The sequence below is a fragment of the Chryseobacterium sp. 2987 genome (assembly GCF_031456375.1).
Taxonomy (GTDB): Bacteria; Bacteroidota; Bacteroidia; order Flavobacteriales; family Weeksellaceae; genus Chryseobacterium; species Chryseobacterium vaccae.
In genome coordinates, this window is sequence record NZ_JAVDUN010000001.1 from 150,786 (window position 1) to 169,855 (window position 19,070).

Here is a 19,070-nt window from a genome sequence, read left to right on the forward strand (position 1 = left end):
ATCTGTGAGGTTTATTTTTGTTGGATCTTCGCGATGACGCAAGACTTTTAAACTATTGTGCTGCTTTTAAGGTGCAAGAAAATCAAAGATTTTCAGCAAACTCATCTCCATAAAAATCTGTGTTATCTGAGAGATCCGTGGGAAACTTTTAAAACCACAAACCGAAGGTTTAATGTAGTCAATAGACACAAAAGAAGAATCTGCGAAATCTGCAAAATTTGCGAGAGAAAAAAATAGACAAACATTTTCTATACTGTAGAATTTATTCAATAGAGGTGGACTTTAGTCCGCCTAAATAATAAAAATCCATATAGAATGTAAAAATAATCTTGCGTCCTTGCGCAAATCCAACAAACCAGATCAATCAACATTCAAAATCATCATATAAAATCATAAACCCCGTTTTTCCAGCCCAGCACTTTGGAAGAATCTGCTTTAAGCCAGTTTTTCAGGATGGTAGCGTACACTTTTCTGAAATCCTCAGTATAAATCAAATCACCCTGATTGAGCTGCTGAAGGTTGGGGAGAGCATTCAGAAGTCCTTTCTTCTTAAGTCCGCCACTGATAAAAAACATCTGATTGGCAGTTCCGTGATCAGTTCCGTTGCTGGCATTCTGGGCTACACGACGTCCGAATTCCGAGAAGGTCATCAGAAGAATATTGTCGAAAAGTCCGTTACTTTTCATATCGGCTACAAAAGATTTTATGGCTTCATTGATGTCGCTGAACAGTTTTTTCTGTCTTTCATTCTGGTTGACATGGGTATCAAAACTTCCTACAGAAAGGTAATATACCTGGGTGTTGATATCAGATTTGATCAGAGAAGCTACAGTCCGGAAATCTTTTCCTAACTGTGAACCAGGATAGATCTGATCCGTTTTTTTAGCTTTACTTTTTTCAAAAATATAGTCGGCGTTATTGATAGTGGAACCTAGTGTTTGATATAAATAAGAAACCGTTTCATCTTCATGATGGTGGTCATACAAAGCCTTGAAATATTTTTCCTGACTGGTCTGATAGAGCCTTTTGGGATCTTTGAACGCGAAAGCTTTGTTATTTTCGCCTTTCAGGGCCAGGCTCAGCATATCATCTACTTCCAGAGCCTGGGTAGGATGTTCACAGCGGTAACATTCTTCATCCAGAAAACGGCCTATCCATCCGGTTTCCAGAAACTCATCACTCCGGCTTGCGGAATGCCAGATGTCCATACTTCTGAAATGGGACTTATCAGGCTCAGGATAGCCAACATTATTCATTACAGAAAGTTCACCGTTATCAAAAAGTTCTTTAAAATAAGAAAGGGCGGGATTAATTCCCGTTTCATCATTCAGTGTCAGAGAATCTTTGATAGCGATGCTGTTTCTTTCCCTGAAATAAATATCATTTTTTATTGGAATAATAGTGTTCAAACCGTCATTACCGCCTGTGAACTGAAGGACGATCAGGATTTTCTGATTCTGTTCCAATGCACCGTCAAGTGTCATTGCTTTTAAAAAATCAGGCATCATCAGTGAAGCTGCGGCCAGTGAACTTATTTTGAGGAATTCTCTTCTTTTAATTAACATACTTCTTGATTTTGGTTATGAATACCTTACATTAACTGATATTCCGGTGTAGACATCAGGTTGATCACTGTCATTTTTATACTCTTATCTGAAAAATTCTTTACCGAAGCCATATCAAGAGTTCCTGAATTCTGAATCAGATAATCTTCACAATTTTTACCGGCAAAAGCCTTTTCTACACTACTCCAGTCAATCGTAATATTAGGATTTTTAAAGGTTTTATTTAAGGCTGTCTCACGGGATTTCATGCCCATGTCAATATCATCATCCTGTCTTGGACTGTATTCCAGAGGTCTTAATCCTGACCATATCTGGGGAATCTGCAACCGCAGCATAAGGGTAGAACTGTCTATCCATGATTTGCCATTCGGCCATCCGGATACATTGGGAGGGTAGAGCAGCATTTGCCCCAGAAGTTTCTGATAAATGATGAGGTTTTCCGGATTCTGGATATGCATTGGAAGCATCCGCATCATGCCGGCCATAAGCTCTATAGGAGATTTTATTCTGTTCCCGATATTCTTTTTATCATAAAACCACGAGCTTGAAAATATAGCATGCATGAGTTTTTTTATATCATAGCCGGAGTTATAGAAATCATTGCTCAGCGTGTCGATGATCTTATTGTTCGGATTTTCATTCACAAAGAACTTATAGATTTTAGTGGTAATAAAGCGGGCAGTTACCTTTTGCTCAAGAATGATGTTTAAAATGTCTGTACCTCTGAAATTTCCCGTTTTTCCTAAAAAAGTTTTGCTTCCTTCGTCATGAAGCTGCTTTCTTTCTTTAAATTGCCCTTCTTTATCAAATCCCCATCCCGTAAAGGCTCTGGCCCCTTCACGGATGTCCTGCTCGGTATAGTTTCCTCTGCCCATGGTAAAAAGTTCCATTACCTCGCGGGCAAAATTTTCATTGGGATGATCCTTTTTATTCTGCTGATTATTGAGAAAACTCAGCATGGCAGGAGAGCTGCTTACAGCAAAAAGAAGATCTTTAAAGCTGCCCAGCGCATTTTTTCTGATTGTATTGAGAAGTTTCTTGTTAAATTTCGGATTATTTACTCTTGTGGCAAAATGTCCGTGCCAGAAAAAAGCCATCTTTTCACGCAGCTGCTCACGACTGTTGACCATTTTATCAAGAAAATTGAGGTTCAACTCGTTGTTCTGCTCCCTGTTGATGCGTTGTAAATCCTTTCTTTTTTCTTCAGGTAGGCGGTTGTCCATATTGGCTGTAAAATCAGGATCAGGCGTATCATAAATTACTTCTGTGAAAGTTTCTTCTTTGAAAAGTTCATCCGTGAGCGTCTTAATACTCTTATTCTTCATATCCTCAATCTGGTTGAGACCGGTTCCGAAGCCTGCGCGCCAGAGAAGATGTTTATGATTTAATAATGGATCAGCCATTTGAGAAAGTTTATGTTTTGATGTTTTTGAAGGAAAAAGGTTAAAATGATAACGGGTGAAAGTGGAGAGTAGTATTTTAGACAGGAAGATGGAAGAAGAAAGTTTTGAGAAGCCTGAAAAACTATTTAGATTAAAGTAGGTTTAAATACTTTATATATTTAACATAAATATCAAGGAATAGGTTCCCATCCTTTATCTTATTCTGTATACACAAAATGCTATGATCAATTTCTCATCATCAGGTTCAAAGAAATCATGATTGTGAAATAAACTTCCATCCTCCTTTTCCGGCATCCATTTCTCTTAAACAATCATTTAATTTTTAAAATAATTTAACACATTGAAATTCATTTAATTAAATTTTTTTTAAGTGTTAAAATAATGAGAAATACTTCCGTTGGCATGATTTTTACATCCTATTGCTTAGTAAAATTTAAAAAAATTAGAGTTATGAAAATGTTAAAACAAGCCATATTGTTAGCTGGAATTTTAACAGCAGGTATCGCAAGCGCGCAGGACTCAAAAATGAATAATATGATTAAAGTAGGAGCCAATGCTGGTTTAGCAGTTCCTGCAGATAATCTTTCCGCAGCTGCTGGTGTGGATGTATCCTACCAAAACCTTATTACTCCAGGATTCGGATTAGGTATTGCCACCGGATATACCCATTACTTTTCAAAAAATAACAACGGGTACGATAATAATGATGTTGGGGTAATTCCTGTGGGAGCTTTAGTAAGAATCTATCCTAAGCAGACTGGTTTCTATTTCGGAACAGATTTAGGGTACGGATTTCTGGTAGGCGATAAGAAAGTGGCTTCCAACAGTAGTGTTGACAGACCTGACGGAGGTTTTTATATCAAACCTGAGATCGGATATCACAACAGAGACTGGAATTTCTTTGTACAATACCAGAAGGTTTTTGTAGGAGATAAAGGCGATCTTGCCGGACAGGACTATAATGTGGGGAATATCGGAGTTGGCTTCGGATACAATATCCCATTAGGAAAGTAGTTAGATTTATATATAAGCAATTATTAACCAAACCTTTTCATTTTTGTGAAAAGGTTTTTTTGTTCCATAGAGAATTTACGAAAACTATTATTATATTTGATAAAATTTGAGGTTATGATTTTGAATCCAAAATTTCCGCTTTATTTACCAGGAGTAGAGAACAGTAATAATGATAATGTTTCTATCATTGGAGCCAGCCTCCGTGAAGATATGACCATCTTAGGCTATTTTGTTTCCAGTAACGGAGGTCTTGAGATAAAAATTCAGAATACGTATACAACTAAAGAGTATGCGTCATTTTCCGATATCCTGAGAAAATTTATTCAGGATAATCAGTTAAATAATGTACAGCGTTTGTCAATGGCTGTGCCAGGACCTGTCATCGAAGGAAAGAGCAGCCCGGCAAGATTGGGCTGGGATCTGGATATTGAAGAATACACCAGAGATTTCGGGTTCGAAAAAGGGGATATGCTGAACGATCTTGAAGCTTCTGCCTATGGAATGGGACTTCTTGAAGACAGCGATCTTGAACCTATCTATACCAGCGGACACCTTGAAAAAGGAAATGTTGCCATTTTGGCACCCGGAAACGGACTGGGAGAAGCCGGATATTTTTTTGACGGCCAATTTCTGAGACCGTTTGCTACGGAAGGAGGGCACTCGGAGTTTTCACCAAGAACCAATGTAGAAGTAGAATTCTACCAGTTTTTAAATAATATTTACGGTATCGTAAGCTGGGAAAATGTATTGTCCAAAACAGGTCTTTTCAATATTTACAGATTCCTGAGAGACGTTAAAAGACATCCGGAACCGGAATGGCTGGCTGAACGTCTGGCGGGAGGAAACTTTGTTCAGGAGCTGTATAAAGCTGCAGTAGAAGAAAATGTACTGATCTGCAGAATTGCACTGGATACTTTCCTGGAATTCCTGGCGAGAGAAGCTAATAACCTTGTCCTTAAGCTTAAAGCTACCGGAGGGCTGCTGATCTCAGGAGATATTCCACAGACGGTAAGAGAATACATAGACAAAACCAAGTTCTATGAGAAATTCAAGATCAGTGATAAGATGGAGGCTATGCTTAAAAACACCCCAATCTACCTGATCAAACAGAACCATACGGCATTAAAAGGAGCCGCATTGTACACTGCTTATTATCAAAATTAAAATAGACAACTCCGGATCATTTCCGGAGTTTTTTTATGGGATGATATTATTCATAAAAATAATTGTTCTTATTGATATACATCAATGAAATCTATCAGATAAGTTGGCTACATTTGCAATATTAAATAAGTAAATAACTTTATTCAAATGAAAAAAATATTTTTGTTAGCCGTTTTAGCTGGTGGTTTAGCTTTTGGACAGTCAAAGAAAGTGGTAACTTCTGATATCCACTGGTGGGGATACAAAGTCGCAAAATCTGAGGCAAGCTCTCACGACGGAACCATAAAAGTAAAATCCGGAGAAATGGTGATGAAAGGAAATCAGCTGGTAGGAGGAAGTTTTGTTTTGGATATGACTTCTATCAATGCAACAGACCTTTCCGGAGAATATCAGCAGAAACTGAACGGGCACCTTAAGAACGGTGACTTCTTTGAAGTTGAAAAATTCCCTACAGCTTCTTTCAAAATTACTTCCGTAAAGAAAAACAACGATAAAGTTTACAATTCATTAGTAACAGGAAACCTTACGGTGAAAGGAAAAACAAATGCTGTAAGCTTCCCTGCAAAAATTACCTACAGCAATGGAACAGTAAGTCTTGTTTCCAACAAATTCTCTTTCGACAGACAGAAATTTGATGTAGCGTACAAGTCTTCTATGCAGGATGTTTTTGTGAAAGATGATATTGATATGACCGTAAAGGTAACTGCTAAATAATTTAATCAAAAAAAGATTGTTAAAAGTGTAGAAGTTCTACACTTTTTTTTATTTTTGTTGAATTGTAAATAAAAAAGAATGAAAAGATTACTATTGTTTGCTATGATGTGCGTAAGTGTATCATTTGTTTTTGCCCAGAAGAAATTTGATAAGGTATCGAAAGTAACCTCATCAGAGATCAGATGGTGGGGATATAAAGTTGTAAAAACGGAAACTTCCTCCCATTCAGGAACGGTAAAGCTGAAAAGCGGGAAATTCAATTTCGATAAAACGGTTCTTGTAGACGGAGAGTTTATTATAGATATGAGAAGCATGATGGCGGGAGATGTCTCTGAAGAAGATCAGATCAAACTGACTAATGAGCTTAAAAGCACTAATTTCTTCGAGGTTAAGAAATTCCCGATCGCGAAATTTCACTTGACTAAAATTATTCCTTTAGCAAACAGCGAGTACAATTCAACAGTGTACGGAGATATTACCATTAAAGGGGTAAGAAAGACCATTACTTTCCCTGCCAATGTATATGTAACTCAGTTTACTGTAGTAATAGAATCTGCGAAGTTCTCTTTGAACAGAAGAGATTTCAAAGTATTCTACCAGTCTTCACTGAAAGATTACTTCATCAAGAACGAAATGGATTTCCAGTTCAGAGTTTCTACGGAAAAACTGGATAACGAAAACAGAGTTCCTGTAAAGAAAAAATAAACTTAAGAAATAACGATTGATAATGCAGAAAGAGTGGTTCTATGAACTGCTCTTTTTTTATTTTTGAGATGATCCTGAATGACACGAAATACTATGGCCCGGAATTGGCAGACCTTTGATTTTTTATCATGTTTTTTATAAATTAGCCGTATGAAAATTTACATAGTAAGCGGGCTTGGTGCCGATTTTAAAGTACTGGAAAGGCTGGAATTTCCCAAGCACTGTGAATTGATTTTTATAGACTGGCTCATCCCTGAAAAAAATGAACCTTTTGATTCTTATGTACAGAGAATGGCGGAGAAAGTAGATCCTTCTGAGCCTTTCTGTCTGTTAGGGTATTCCTTCGGGGGAATCATGGTTCAGGAGATCAATAAGCTGAAACCTGCTGAAAAAGTAGTGATCCTGGGAAGCATCAAATCAGATAAAGAAAAGTCCAGGTTTATCAGGACCGGGGAGGTTACAAAGATCCCGAGAATATTGCCGGTAGGTTTATTCAACGATAAAGCGGCCAATGTATATTCTGTGGTGAGAAAGCTTTTTGATCCTAAAAATCCTAAGATCCTTCAGTATTTCAAAGTAAGAGATCCTTACTATTTGAAATGGTCTGTAGAAAAGGTTTCAGAGTGGAAATTTGAAGAAAATCCAGAAGTAATCCAGATTCTGGGTGACAAAGATATTGTTTTTCCGATCCGCTATTCAAAACCGGATTATGTCATCAAAGGCGGAACCCATTTATTTCCTGCCACCAAACCCAAAGATGTTTCTAAAATATTAAATGAAATATTTGATGAAGTGATAGAGAATAATATTCATTAAAAGTCTTTATCGGTTCTCAAAGTTCTTGTTTTATGCATAGTTCATTAATATAAGATCAACTTTATTAGGATTTATCATGTATCTTTGCTTTTCGAGGAAAATGAAGAATCACTTATGGAATCAATATCGGTTTTTGAGATTATTAAAGTAGGAATAGGCCCGTCCAGTTCGCATACGATGGGGCCATGGAATGCGGCGTCTGCATTCATCAGAATTATAAAAAGAGAAAGATCAATAGCAGAAGTTAAAGAAGTTTTTCTTGAATTTTTTGGTTCACTGGCTAAAACAGGGATCGGGCACGGAACAGATATTGCCGGGATGCTTGGGCTAAATGGTGAAGATTTCAAGACCATTGATACTTCAAAAATTGATGAGAAAATAGACCATATCAAGACCACTCAAATCCTTAATCTGGGTGGTGAAAAAGAAATTCCATTTGTTTACGGCTATCATTTGGTTTTAAATATGCATAAATCCCTTGATTTTCATCCGAACGGAATGATCTTCAGGGCTGTTTTTGAAGACGGAACCGAGCTTGTTCAGGATTTTTATTCTGTAGGCGGAGGCTTTATTGCCAGCCAGGAAAAAAACTCAATACAAAAGCAGTGTATACGTACATTATATCCTTGCCATCATGGTTCGGATATTGTTAAGTACTGTGAAAAGCTGGGACTGAAAAGAATTTCGGATCTCATATTCATTAATGAGGAAAGCTGGAGGCCACAGGAGGAAACCAGACAGGAGGCTTTATACATCTGGCAGCAGATTAAAGAATGCATCTACAAAGGTGTGAATAAAGAAGGTATTCTTCCGGGAGGACTTAATGTTACGAGAAGAGCTGCGGGAATCAACAGAAAGCTTTTGGGAGAAGATAAAATCTACAAAAACCTTGATGAATGGTTTAAGCTGGTGGTAGATGCAGAAGAAAACTTTACCAATATCAATAAATGGATTGCCTGCTTTGCCCTTGCCGTGAATGAAGAAAATGCCAGCTTCGGAAGGATCATTACTGCTCCTACCAACGGGGCCAGTGGTGTTATCCCGGCTGTGCTGATGTATTCTCAGGCATTTACAGATTTTATCAGTGAGGATGATATTGTGAGATTTATCCTGGTTGCCGGGGAAATCGGAACATTATTTAAAAAGAATGCAACAATCTCAGCAGCGATGGGAGGTTGTCAGGCTGAAATCGGGGTTTCATCTGCTATGGCGGCCGCAGGACTTACCGAAATTCTGGGAGGAAGTGTGGGACAGGTACTGATGGCGGCAGAAATTGCGATGGAACATCACCTTGGACTTACCTGCGATCCGATCAAAGGTCTGGTGCAGATTCCGTGTATCGAAAGAAATACAATGGGAGCGATTAAAGCCATTACAGCAGCTAATATTGCCCTGGAAAGTGATCCTACGAAAGCAAAAGTTACTCTGGATGAAGTAATCCAGACGATGTGGGAAACCGCCTTGTCAATGAGTGACCGTTTTAAGGAAACCTCAGAAGGTGGGCTGGCCATTGCGGTGAATGTACCGGAATGTTAATAGAAAGCATATCGTTTAAAATATAAAATCCTTGGACATGATTTCGTCCAAGGATTTTTTTATTCTGAATAGATTAATATGTATAACCACTATTTAAAAACGTCGGGTTACTTTTTATTAAAGAGATAAGTATTTTTTCCCTGCATCAGTTTCAGCTGGCTGTTTTCAGGAATGAATACAATCGTAATGCCAGCTTCATCAAACTTGTATTTGTTTTTTTCTGTATAAGTCAGTGGGAACTCTGGTTGCCCGGATCCTTGGGCATATAAAGTTCCGTCTTTGGTGAAGACTTTCAGATCCAGAGGAGCTTCTTTTGAAGTATAGCTGCCTGAATACAGATCTGTTTCCGAGGTCTTTTTATCCTCTTCAAACTGAGGAAACTGATAATCCTGTCCGTAAAGGATATTTAAAATCCCAATATAAAGGTTGTTGTGCACGAAACGCTCTCCATTTATCGTAATGGCGAAAGCAAGCTTATCTGTAGGTTCATAACTCAGCATAGAGTGGCTGCCGTAGGTATCACCGCCATGTCCATAAGAAATAATATTGTAGAACGGCGGCTTCATAATTCCGGTTCCAAACATCAACTCTTTCTTATTGGAGGTCATCATATCCAACGTTTCCTTTTTAATAAACTTTCCATTAAACAGAGCATCGATGAAGGTATTCATATCTTCTGTGGTAGAAACAATATCTCCTACACCAATACAGTTTCTGAAATCAAAATCCGGGATTTCTTCCCAGTTGTCATTGGTGAATTTATAAGGCTTGAAGATATTTTGAGGGTTATCCATTACTGAAAAAGTATATTTCATATCCGCTTTTTCAATAATGTTTTGTTTTAAGATCTCATGATAGGGCTTTCCATTATATAATTTTTCAAGAATCCTGCTTAAAAGGAAATAGGCAGAATTGGAATATTTAATCCCCTTTCCGGGCTGAAAATGAAGTCCCTGATCTTTGATAGCGGTGATAATAGCTTTATCTCCAACAGCTTTTCCTATAAGCCAGCCCTCTGCTCCAGCAGAGATATAATTTCCAAGTCCGCTGGTATGGTTCAGCATCTGACGGATGGTGATGTTTTTGGAATTGGCAATCTCGGGATAGAATTTAGAAAGTTTTTCATTAAGGTCCAGCCTTCCTTTTTCTACAAGCTGCATAAGTAGGACTGACGTGAAAAGTTTACTGATAGAACCGATATGATACTGTGTATTTTTGTCATACGTGATATTTTTTACCTGCTGCTGGCCAAAATCCTTATGATATTCCTGAACCCCATTTCTGAAAATAGACACACTTCCGATTCCCTGATTTTTCTGAGCGATATAATCCAGAAATTTATTAAGCTTTTCAGCATTGATGGCTTTTCCTTTAAGATAAGAGATGTTCTTGCCTTTGGATGAATTAGGATCACGGGAAAAATGTAAAGGGATGGTTTTGCCGTTTTGAATGAAGATGCCCTCAAAAAGATCGTTTTGAAAAGTACCTTTATAAGTAGCATTGATTTTCTTTATTTCAAAGTTCAGTTCATTATTGATGAAAGAAGTACGGTCAACGTTGATGTCATCTTTGCTTTGCTGAGGGCTGTTAAGGAGTGAAGTATACCCGTCCGCCGTTTTTTTAATCTTTAAAATAACTGGTAATTTCTTAATCTGAAGATCGACTTCACCATACCAGGTTCCTTCAATTTGGGCATAACAAAGCTGTGCTAAAAAAACAAGCACTAATAATAATTTGGTTTTCATAAGGTTATAAGTATTTAGCAGTTAAGATCTGACAGACAATGATCATGATGAGCGATACCACTCCGAAAAGAACGATGTGCTGCCATTTTTTTAAGTTGGTGGCTGTTTTAAAGCCATTGTAATACACGGTAATGCTGTAGATAAGAACAGCGATGACAAAGGATGCCATAGACATCATGACTATAAAATCGAATACGGGGAATGCTCCTGTAGGATTAGTCTGATAACTGATCATATGTTCCTGAGCCTTATCAATATATGGAATTTGGGAGACAGCCTGTAAAACAACGAGTGCCATCTGGGATATTAAGACCGTATTGACGATGTCTATAAATCGCGTTTTGCCGTTCAGTATTTTACCCAGAATAAAGAGTATCAATATCGCCAAAGCAAAGCTTGTAAGGGTAGGAATGGCTACGGCCTGTAGGGAAGTTTTTTCCAGACTATTGATTTTATAGATGCTGCTGAAGAAACTATCCGTCCAATATCCGGTCAAAATTGCTGCTACCACGGTCAAAATTCCGGCTACGAGAATCTGCTTATCATCAAATCTTTCAAAAGGATTGAAAATGGTTTTCCAGTTCATAACAATCGGTTTAGGAATTAGTTTTTAGCTGTTCGACTTTGGTGATAAGATCATCCATTTTATTTCTCATGGTAGGGTAGGACAATCCGGCTTGTTTGGCCATTTCCTTGATACTTCCGCTGGAAAGAAAAAAGTTGAGGATAAACTCCTGCTCTTCACGGTTGAGTTTAAGTAGTACTGGAAGTTCGTATTCGCCACTTACCTCTGTTTGGCAGCTGGGGCATTTCATCCGGCTTACATTTAAAGTATGCTCGCAACTCGGGCAGATAATAGGGAGCTTCATGAATTATTTTTTTACGAAAGTAATAATAATTTTAATAAAATTAAAACGTTTTTTAACTTTATTAAAATTTAATATTGAAATGTAAAAGATTGAAGCCCCAAAAAAAAGACAAATCTTTGAATTTACAAGCTTGCCCTTTAATGATTTTTCCATAGATTATCTCAATATTCCCCTGATTCTGTTGGCGTTACTGATCAGTTCTTCCAGGTATTCATAATTCTCCTTTTCCAATGCAGATTTGAATTTTCTGAGCTGTGTAATGTGTTCATTCAGAACATCCAGAACATTTTCTTTGTTTTGTTTAAAGATCGGAACCCACATTTCAGGATGGGATTTTGCAAGACGTACGGTACTGGAAAATCCTGAACTGGCAAGCTGAAAGATGGTTTCTTCTTCACGTTCTTTTTCAAGCACGGTATTGGCTAGCGCATAAGATGTAATGTGAGAAATATGGGAAATATAAGCGGTATGAATATCGTGGTCTTTTGCATCCATGTAAATCATATGCATATCAAGCGCTTCAACTATTTTCTCAACAGTTTCCAGAGCGTCATTCGCAGATTCTTCTTTATTGCAGATTACTCCGGCTTTGCCTGAAAAACTTTCAGCAATGGCAGATTTTGGACCATTATTTTCGGTACCCCACATTGGGTGGAAGGCTACAAATCTTGAGCGTTTCGGATGATTTTTAACTGCATTCACAATTCCTGCTTTTGTAGAACCTGCATCCATTACCGTCTGATGATCTGAGATGAGGTCCAGAACACCTGGCAGCAGCTTCCGGGCTGCATCCACAGGGACAGCTATAATAATCAGGTCCGAATTTCTAACGCCCTGTTCCAGATCTGCTCCTTCATCAATGATTTTCAGCTCGAGTGCTTCATTAATGTGCTGCTGGTTATGATCAATTCCGTAAATAAAGCTGGCGATTCCTTTTTCTCTTAACTTCAATGCCATTGAACCTCCAATCAGTCCCGCGCCTATAATACTTATTTTCATCGTTTAAATTTTAAAATAAAAAAACCCCGTCCAGGACGAGGTTTTAAGTTATGTTCATAAGAATCCCTATCCCAGATCTGAGGCAAAAATTCTATAATAATATGTTTCGTTGTTGAAATTCACAAAGCGAAGGTATAAAATATTTTTCAAATCTGGAATATTTTTTTATGTATTGCTGTGCAAAAATCTGGGTCATCTGTAAAATCTGTTGAGAAAAAAATACCGTAAACATCTGTGAAATTTGAGGAATCTGTGGGAAATTATTTTAACCACAACAGACACAAAAGATTTTTACACTTTAGTGATTTCTAAGTTTAAAGAAGTTCACATAAGAGTTTTTAAAAATCTGTAGAATGCGAGATGAATATATTCGCAAAGATCTGTGAGATCTGCGGGAAATAATCACATCAAATCAAACTTTATAGATTTTAAAATCAGCATATATTGAAAACCAATAAAAGTTTAGGAGAAGTATAAAATCTGCGCTACCATCATGGAAAATTAGTCTATTCGTGGCAATAAAAAATAATTAAGGCATCAATAGAAATAAATCTTCCGGTTTTACATCTGTTAACTTAGTATATAGCAGAGCAGAAGTTTTTACTAGCTTTGCATAAACCAATACGGGACTTTCTGTATCGAAACACATCAAAATATGAAAAACAGTATTTTCTACGGATTATTGATAACAGCCGGAAGTTTCAGCCTGATGCATGCGGAAGAATATACTGAAAGGGCAGTATGGAAAATGTCAATCCATTCAGATACAGCAAAAATCAAAGAAGCCTTCAACGAAAATGATATTGAACGTAATGAATATTTGAAAGACCACCTGAAACCTATCCGCTCCAATTTCAAAAGAATTAATTCCATCAAGAAATGGACAACAGTTCAAAAAAGAGATATAGAAGGAGAATCTGCTGAAGGCGGAGAGGCCTTATTTTATGAACAGAAAGGAAAACTTGAAAAGATTACGGCAAGATTATATGGAGAAATGGGGCAGCTATTTATCGAATATTATCTCCTGGATGGAAAACTGTCATTTGTTTTCGAAAAAAATTATCATTACAACCGCCCGCTGTATTATAATGAAAAAGCGATGAAAGAAAATAATGATACGGAAGTCTTTGATTTTAAGAAATCAAAAATAACCGAAAGCCGTAATTATTTTGAAAAGGGTAACCTCATCTATATCATAAACACTGAAAGTCGTGGAACATCGTTCAGCAGTGAATATATTTCTGAAGAACAAAAACGGATTTCTGAGTTATATGAGAAACTTCTGAAACTAAGGGATTAATGTAACAGTCTGAGAATATAACAATGGGTTTTAAGAAGTATCATTCCTGGTTTGAGAAAATCAAAGAATTGGTAAACTGCTACATTGTTAAATTGTTACATTGATTATATCCTTACATTTTTTCAGCAAGTTTTATCCGTTCTTCCACTTCGTGGATCCTTTTAATCCAGTAGTCGATTCCCTCATGATTGCTTACTCCCTGCTTTTCCGCATTGGATTTTACAACGGATAATTGATGCCAGTTTCGTTGGTAGTCTTTTATGCGTTCTTCTTTACTCTCTGGCTCTGTCCTGTTTCTCCAGAAAACCAAAGATTCTTCATAGCCGGAACGAATCTGTTTCAGGTAAGAAATAGTGGTTTCTTTATCATTGGGAATATATCCGGGGCCGGAACATCCACAGGAATGAAAAGTAATTCCTACCGTATACAAACTGCGTATATGCTGCCACTTTTTATCGTCATTTTTTGGAGGAGATTTAAAATCCTTGCCCATACTGGCCATAAGTTCGCCGCATTCCGGGCATCTGGCTTCCGTAGAAGTTTCTGCATCCCTGTCTACATCTTTCAGGAGACGACGTTTAAAGGTTTTCTGACAGCTGAAACATGCGTAATGCGGTTTGTAGGCTATCATGGCATATCGGCACATATTAATCTATTTTATCGGGGTTACTTCTTCATTATAGCTGATTCCCATAATACTGCTGGCACTTCGGGGATCATAAACGGACCAGACATTTCCCCACGAAAAATGAAACGTACACTGCGGGTAAGGTGTTTTGCTTTTGCGGGTAGGGGGTATTTCAAGGATTTTGGACAGGAACTTATTATTTCGGTAGAATACCTGCATTTCTTTTTCTTCAGTCCAGTCATCCCAGGTTTTAGCATCCTTCTCTTCCCGGGTATTCATGTGAATACTTTCCAGACGGTCTTCCAGGAAGCAGAGTTGAAAACTGAGTTGGGAGCCTTCAACAGAGATGGCATTAAAATAATACCAGAAGTATCCCGTTTTCACATCCCACATATTATGATAGCGGGATTTATAAAAGTCAGTCTGCTGCAGATGTGCCAGCAGCATCCCCCTCTGCAGGAAGGTATTGAATGCTGCCAGCTCTACAGTTCCGTTTTCAGTATTGATCAGCATATATTGTTTTGGAACGATAAATATAGCTGTTTTTAATCACAATACTGAATCCGGAAGATATGGACTAATGAACTGTTCTGTTTTATGGATTGGAAATAATCAATGTTGAAGGAATATCCGACAGCCACAGACTTTTCGTATCAATCAGGTTTTTCCAGCTTTTGCTGCTGATCAGCATCAGGTCCTGGCCATTCAGAAATTCTTTCTCTATCTTTTTTTCGTTGTATAAAGTGATGTGGTTAGGAGCAACCTGTTCAATGCTTCTGATCAGTTCTTTTACCTCGATATTGTTGCGGATCTGCCCTGCAGCATCCAAGATAATGATCTGAGAATTGTTATTGTTGATCAGTCTTTTAGCATATTCCAGAAGGTAAAAATCGCTGAGGTTAAAGATCGGAACAAAAACCTTATCGGCAGAAGTAAAATCTTTTTCTACCATGATTCCCACCGGAATATTGGTTTTGTCCAGAATCTGTAGCGTAAAATCGTCAAAAGGAGAGTTGTTGAAAATATTTCCTTTGCCTTTTACCGTGTTCAGAAGCTTTTCAGGGTTAATGATCTTTGTGGTAAAACCAAGCAGTCTTCCCAGAAGGCTTCCTTCATACATCGATTTGCCCAGCATAATCAGGAGAAGGTCATAATTTCCTTTATTGGAAATACTGGTAAGGTCATGTTCTATATCGGTGGAAGCTTTGAAAAGAGTGGTGACTTCCAGTTTCAGGTCATGTGAGGTTTCAATGACATTTTTGAACTGGGCTTCTTCATATTCATTAATATCATAGGCATGCATTTCGTCAACCGGAGCAATATTCATAGCCGTAATGCTCTTATTGCCGTTCATTTTATGGGTAAAGTCGTGAGCTAATTTCAGAAGAGTGCTTCCGGATTCAGGTTTATCAAATGACAGCAATACGCGGTATTTTGCTTCGTTTTTGTCATGGGTTTCTTCGTCCGTATTTTTTTTAGATTTAAAAACAAAATTGATGAAATCAAGGGCCGGCCCGGTCATAAATGTTGTAAACAAAGCCATAATCACAAGCATGGCAAAGATCTCAGGGCCTAAAACGCCCAGATCATATCCTATGTTCAGGACAATGAGCTCCATCAATCCTCTGGTATTCATCAGGGCACCAATCGTCAAGCTTTCTTTCCAGTTGATCCCTACAAATCTGGCGGTCAGGGCACTTCCTGCAAATTTCCCGACTACGGCAGTCAGAATAATCAATCCTGCCGTCATCCACAGATGGCTGTCGTTCAGAAGCCCAATCTGTGTACGGAGGCCTGTAAATACAAAGAACAGTGGAAGAAGAAGCACTAAGGCCACATCTTCAACTTTATCAATGAAAAGAGTACGGAATTTAGCATTTTCAGGCATAATGGCTCCGGCCATAAAAGCTCCGAATAAAGCATGAATACCAATTACTTCAGTAGCATAGGAAGAAAGAATAAGAGTCAGGAAGAAAATGGCCACCATAGGTTTGCTGATGGTATTTTTTCCGGCTTGAAGATCTCCGACTCTTTTCAGGAAAGGTCTTACAAGTTTAATCATTAAAAATACATAAGCAATGGCCATGATGATCACGTAAATGGAACTCGTAAAAGATCCTGCCTTTACAATGGCTATTACCGCTGCAAGGATACACCATGCTGTAATATCATCTGCCGCGGCACAGGTAATCACAATGGTTCCCAACTTGGTTTTCTGAAGATTTCTCTCCTGAACGATCCTCGCCAGTACCGGAAAAGCGGTAATACTCATTGAAATGGCTATAAATAAGGCAAATGATGTAAACTGAATGCCATCCGGTGAAAATTCCTGGTAAATAAAATAGGAAAGCCCGATCCCCAAAGCAAAAGGAATGATAATACTGGCATGGCTGATGACTACTGCATCATGTGCTTTTTTTCTCAATACGCTCAGGTCCAGTTCCATACCTACAATATACATGAAGAGGATAAGGCCTATCTGACTGAGAAACTGAAGATTGCCTAATGATTCTTTAGGAAAAAGAAAAGCTGAGAATTCCGGGAAATACATCCCTAAAAGGGAAGGTCCCAGAACAATTCCGGCAATCATTTCACCGATTACGCTGGGCTGTTTGATCTTCATGCAAATCCATCCGAAAAGTCTTGCTACCATAATAATAGTGACAATCTGGGCAAGAAGAAGAGCCAGCGGATGGTGAAGATTAGCTTTGAAAGACTCCTGGAAATTATCCCATGTAGAGCCTGTGTTTGTTTTCGTAACAATATTTTCCTTGATTTCCAACGTCTGACCTTCTATGATGAAAAAGTACATCAGACAGGAAAAAAAGGCTATAGTTGCGATATAAAAAATTAAATTTCTGTATTTCCCCCAATTCATGATTCCAATATTTTAATGCAAAGTTGATAAGAATATATTGATGTTAGATACGCTTCTTTTGAAAATGTAATGAATGTTCCAAAAAATGTAATAAAATCTATTTGATCTCAGTTCGGGATAAGGATTTCTGATTAATACCGCTTTGAAGCTGGGAGCTGGAAGAGGGAAGTTATGAAGGTTATCAATAATAAATGTTGATCTTTTTTAAGGTAATCTACTTTCCAAAGAGTTCCATTAATGAATTTTTATAGGCTTCTCCAATTGGCAGCTTTAGAAAATGATCTCCCTCAGTAGGAATGGTTGTAATAATTTCGTTGGTGGAAAATACTTTGATAGAAGAGAGTGCAATAATTTCTTTTTTATTGATCTGAGCGAAGTCTTTGGAGGGAAGCATTTCCAGCAGGGTTTTAAAGCTGAGGTTTTTCAGAACGATTGCCGTTCCGTCATTCAGGATGATGTCTTTATCCCGGCTGTCGATCTCAGAGGTTTTGATGTAGGTGATCTGTTCCGTAAAGATGACGGTTTTTCCGATATTGGTATTCCATTCTATAAAATCCTTTTTAAGAGGTACAGAGATGAGTTCTTTTGCTTTTTCAAAGGCCTGGATCAGTCTTTCTTTTTTGATAGGTTTCCTTACGTAATCTACCACATTCAGGTCAAAAGCTTCCGCAGCATATTCCTTGTAAGCGGTGGTGAAAATGATCTTTTTGGAATCGGAAATCAGCTCAGCTACCTGAAGCCCCGTCATTCCGGGCATTTCAATATCCAGAATACAGAGATTGCAGTCGATGCTGCCAATTTCATTTAAAAATACCTTAGGATCATTGAATGCTTTTACCACTTCTACATGATCAATCTGTTCACACAGGAGTTTCAGATAGCTGATGGCCAGCAGTTCATCATCAAGAATAACGCATTTTATCATGGAATTCGCCTAAATTGATTTTTAATTCTGCGGTGAAGATACCATTTTTTGAACTTTTTTCAAGCTGATAAAAATTGCTGTAGATCATTTTCAGCCTTTGATCCAGAGACTGGCTTCCAAAGCCGCTCTTTTCTTTTTCCAATATATTTTTTAAAGATGCTTTATTACTGACTTTCATCGTGAAAACCCGGTTTTCAAGCTCCAGAGAGATCGAAATGAAAGAATCCTGTGCCAGAAAATCAGTATGTTTGAATGCATTTTCAATAAGGTCCACAGAAATCAGCGGGGCAAAAACTTTCTCTTCATATACCGCATCAGACTTGTTGATCCTGGATTTGATCCTGAAATCAAAAAGAGGATTGATTTTGATCTTATTGATCTCAATGAGACTCAATGCGAAATTAAGTTCTTCTTTCGGGCTGACGAATTTGTTGTTGCTTTCGTATAAAATATAATCCAGAACATTCGCCAGTTTATCCAGAGACATATATGTTTGATAGGCATGTGACTGAACGGAATTGAGGATGTTTTTAAACAGATGCGGATTCAGCTTGGTGCCGATATGCTCCAGTTGAACCTCATTCAGCTTCTGTTCAATAAGTTTATTCGTTTCAGAAAGTCTTGTATTTCGCTGTTTGATCTTGCTGTTTTGGCTGAACAGATAAATGCTTACGGTCAGGAAAAAGAAAATAGCAAATACTCCAATGAATATCAGATAATCGTGGATCATGTAGTAATTGCCTTCCATAAATAGTTATTTAGCGTAATGCAAAATTAAAAAAGTTAGGCTTACTATGTGAAAGAATAAA

Annotated in this window: 18 protein-coding genes; 7 read left to right on the top strand and 11 right to left on the bottom strand. The window is 37.8% G+C overall.

Annotated elements, in window-relative coordinates:
• Positions 1-380 precede the first annotated feature (380 nt).
• Together J2Y40_RS00765 and J2Y40_RS00770 are read right to left on the bottom strand one after the other, a co-directional pair.
• Entirely contained in the window at positions 381-1,565 is a 1,185-nt protein-coding gene (locus J2Y40_RS00765; protein ID WP_309995868.1) for a DUF1501 domain-containing protein, read from the bottom strand.
• Positions 1,566-1,591: 26 nt separating this feature from the next.
• A complete protein-coding gene (locus tag J2Y40_RS00770; protein WP_309995871.1) occupies positions 1,592-2,968 on the bottom strand; it encodes a DUF1800 domain-containing protein in 1,377 nt (458 codons plus the stop codon).
• 450 nt (positions 2,969-3,418) lie between these two features.
• On the opposite strand from J2Y40_RS00770, the gene J2Y40_RS00775 reads away from it, so the two are divergent.
• From J2Y40_RS00775 to J2Y40_RS00800, 6 genes are all read left to right on the top strand, one after another.
• Positions 3,419-3,982, top strand: coding sequence for a hypothetical protein (locus J2Y40_RS00775; protein WP_062696656.1), 564 nt, complete (start codon positions 3,419-3,421; stop codon positions 3,980-3,982).
• Between the two features lie 114 nt (positions 3,983-4,096).
• On the top strand, positions 4,097-5,146 hold the full coding sequence (locus tag J2Y40_RS00780) for a glucokinase (RefSeq protein ID WP_153394444.1): 1,050 nt from the start codon (positions 4,097-4,099) through the stop codon (positions 5,144-5,146).
• Positions 5,147-5,293: 147 nt separating this feature from the next.
• A complete protein-coding gene (locus J2Y40_RS00785; RefSeq protein ID WP_153394442.1) occupies positions 5,294-5,860 on the top strand; it encodes a YceI family protein in 567 nt (188 codons plus the stop codon).
• 78 nt (positions 5,861-5,938) lie between these two features.
• Entirely contained in the window at positions 5,939-6,565 is a 627-nt protein-coding gene (locus J2Y40_RS00790; protein ID WP_153394440.1) for a YceI family protein, read from the top strand.
• A gap of 150 nt (positions 6,566-6,715) precedes the next feature.
• On the top strand, positions 6,716-7,381 hold the full coding sequence (locus J2Y40_RS00795; protein WP_153394438.1) for an alpha/beta hydrolase: 666 nt from the start codon (positions 6,716-6,718) through the stop codon (positions 7,379-7,381).
• A gap of 114 nt (positions 7,382-7,495) precedes the next feature.
• Positions 7,496-8,917, top strand: a complete 1,422-nt coding sequence (locus J2Y40_RS00800; RefSeq protein WP_153394436.1) for an L-serine ammonia-lyase — start codon at positions 7,496-7,498, stop codon at positions 8,915-8,917.
• 107 nt (positions 8,918-9,024) lie between these two features.
• On the opposite strand, the gene J2Y40_RS00805 is transcribed toward J2Y40_RS00800, so the two are convergent.
• From J2Y40_RS00805 to J2Y40_RS00820, 4 genes are all read right to left on the bottom strand, one after another.
• The gene (locus J2Y40_RS00805) at positions 9,025-10,662 is read right to left on the bottom strand and encodes a serine hydrolase domain-containing protein (RefSeq protein WP_309995883.1); all 1,638 of its coding nucleotides are present in this window, start codon (positions 10,660-10,662) and stop codon (positions 9,025-9,027) included.
• A 4-nt stretch (positions 10,663-10,666) separates the two neighbouring features.
• Positions 10,667-11,248, bottom strand: coding sequence for a YIP1 family protein (locus tag J2Y40_RS00810; RefSeq protein WP_153394432.1), 582 nt, complete (start codon positions 11,246-11,248; stop codon positions 10,667-10,669).
• A gap of 10 nt (positions 11,249-11,258) precedes the next feature.
• Positions 11,259-11,531 (bottom strand): DUF2089 family protein, encoded by a 273-nt coding sequence (locus J2Y40_RS00815; protein WP_153394430.1) that lies wholly within the window; start codon positions 11,529-11,531, stop codon positions 11,259-11,261.
• 156 nt (positions 11,532-11,687) lie between these two features.
• A complete protein-coding gene (locus J2Y40_RS00820; protein WP_153394429.1) occupies positions 11,688-12,530 on the bottom strand; it encodes a prephenate dehydrogenase in 843 nt (280 codons plus the stop codon).
• Positions 12,531-13,185: 655 nt separating this feature from the next.
• On the opposite strand from J2Y40_RS00820, the gene J2Y40_RS00825 reads away from it, so the two are divergent.
• A complete protein-coding gene (locus J2Y40_RS00825) occupies positions 13,186-13,830 on the top strand; it encodes a hypothetical protein (RefSeq protein WP_309995888.1) in 645 nt (214 codons plus the stop codon).
• Between the two features lie 112 nt (positions 13,831-13,942).
• Here J2Y40_RS00825 and J2Y40_RS00830 read toward each other — a convergent pair whose 3' ends face one another.
• The 5 genes from J2Y40_RS00830 to J2Y40_RS00850 all read right to left on the bottom strand — a co-directional run bounded on the left by J2Y40_RS00830 (position 13,943) and on the right by J2Y40_RS00850 (position 19,009).
• Entirely contained in the window at positions 13,943-14,476 is a 534-nt protein-coding gene (locus J2Y40_RS00830) for a hypothetical protein (RefSeq protein WP_309995890.1), read from the bottom strand.
• Between the two features lie 6 nt (positions 14,477-14,482).
• Positions 14,483-14,971 (bottom strand): hypothetical protein, encoded by a 489-nt coding sequence (locus J2Y40_RS00835; RefSeq protein WP_309995892.1) that lies wholly within the window; start codon positions 14,969-14,971, stop codon positions 14,483-14,485.
• Positions 14,972-15,053: 82 nt separating this feature from the next.
• Positions 15,054-17,336, bottom strand: a complete 2,283-nt coding sequence (locus J2Y40_RS00840) for a cation:proton antiporter (protein ID WP_153394421.1) — start codon at positions 17,334-17,336, stop codon at positions 15,054-15,056.
• A gap of 214 nt (positions 17,337-17,550) precedes the next feature.
• Positions 17,551-18,261, bottom strand: a complete 711-nt coding sequence (locus J2Y40_RS00845) for a response regulator transcription factor (protein WP_309995894.1) — start codon at positions 18,259-18,261, stop codon at positions 17,551-17,553.
• Positions 18,239-19,009 carry a histidine kinase gene (locus tag J2Y40_RS00850; protein ID WP_309995896.1) on the bottom strand — a complete coding sequence of 257 codons (771 nt, stop codon included), beginning with the start codon at positions 19,007-19,009 and terminating at the stop codon, positions 18,239-18,241. Before J2Y40_RS00850 ends, J2Y40_RS00845 begins: the two co-directional genes overlap by 23 nt.
• Positions 19,010-19,070: the final 61 nt, after the last annotated feature.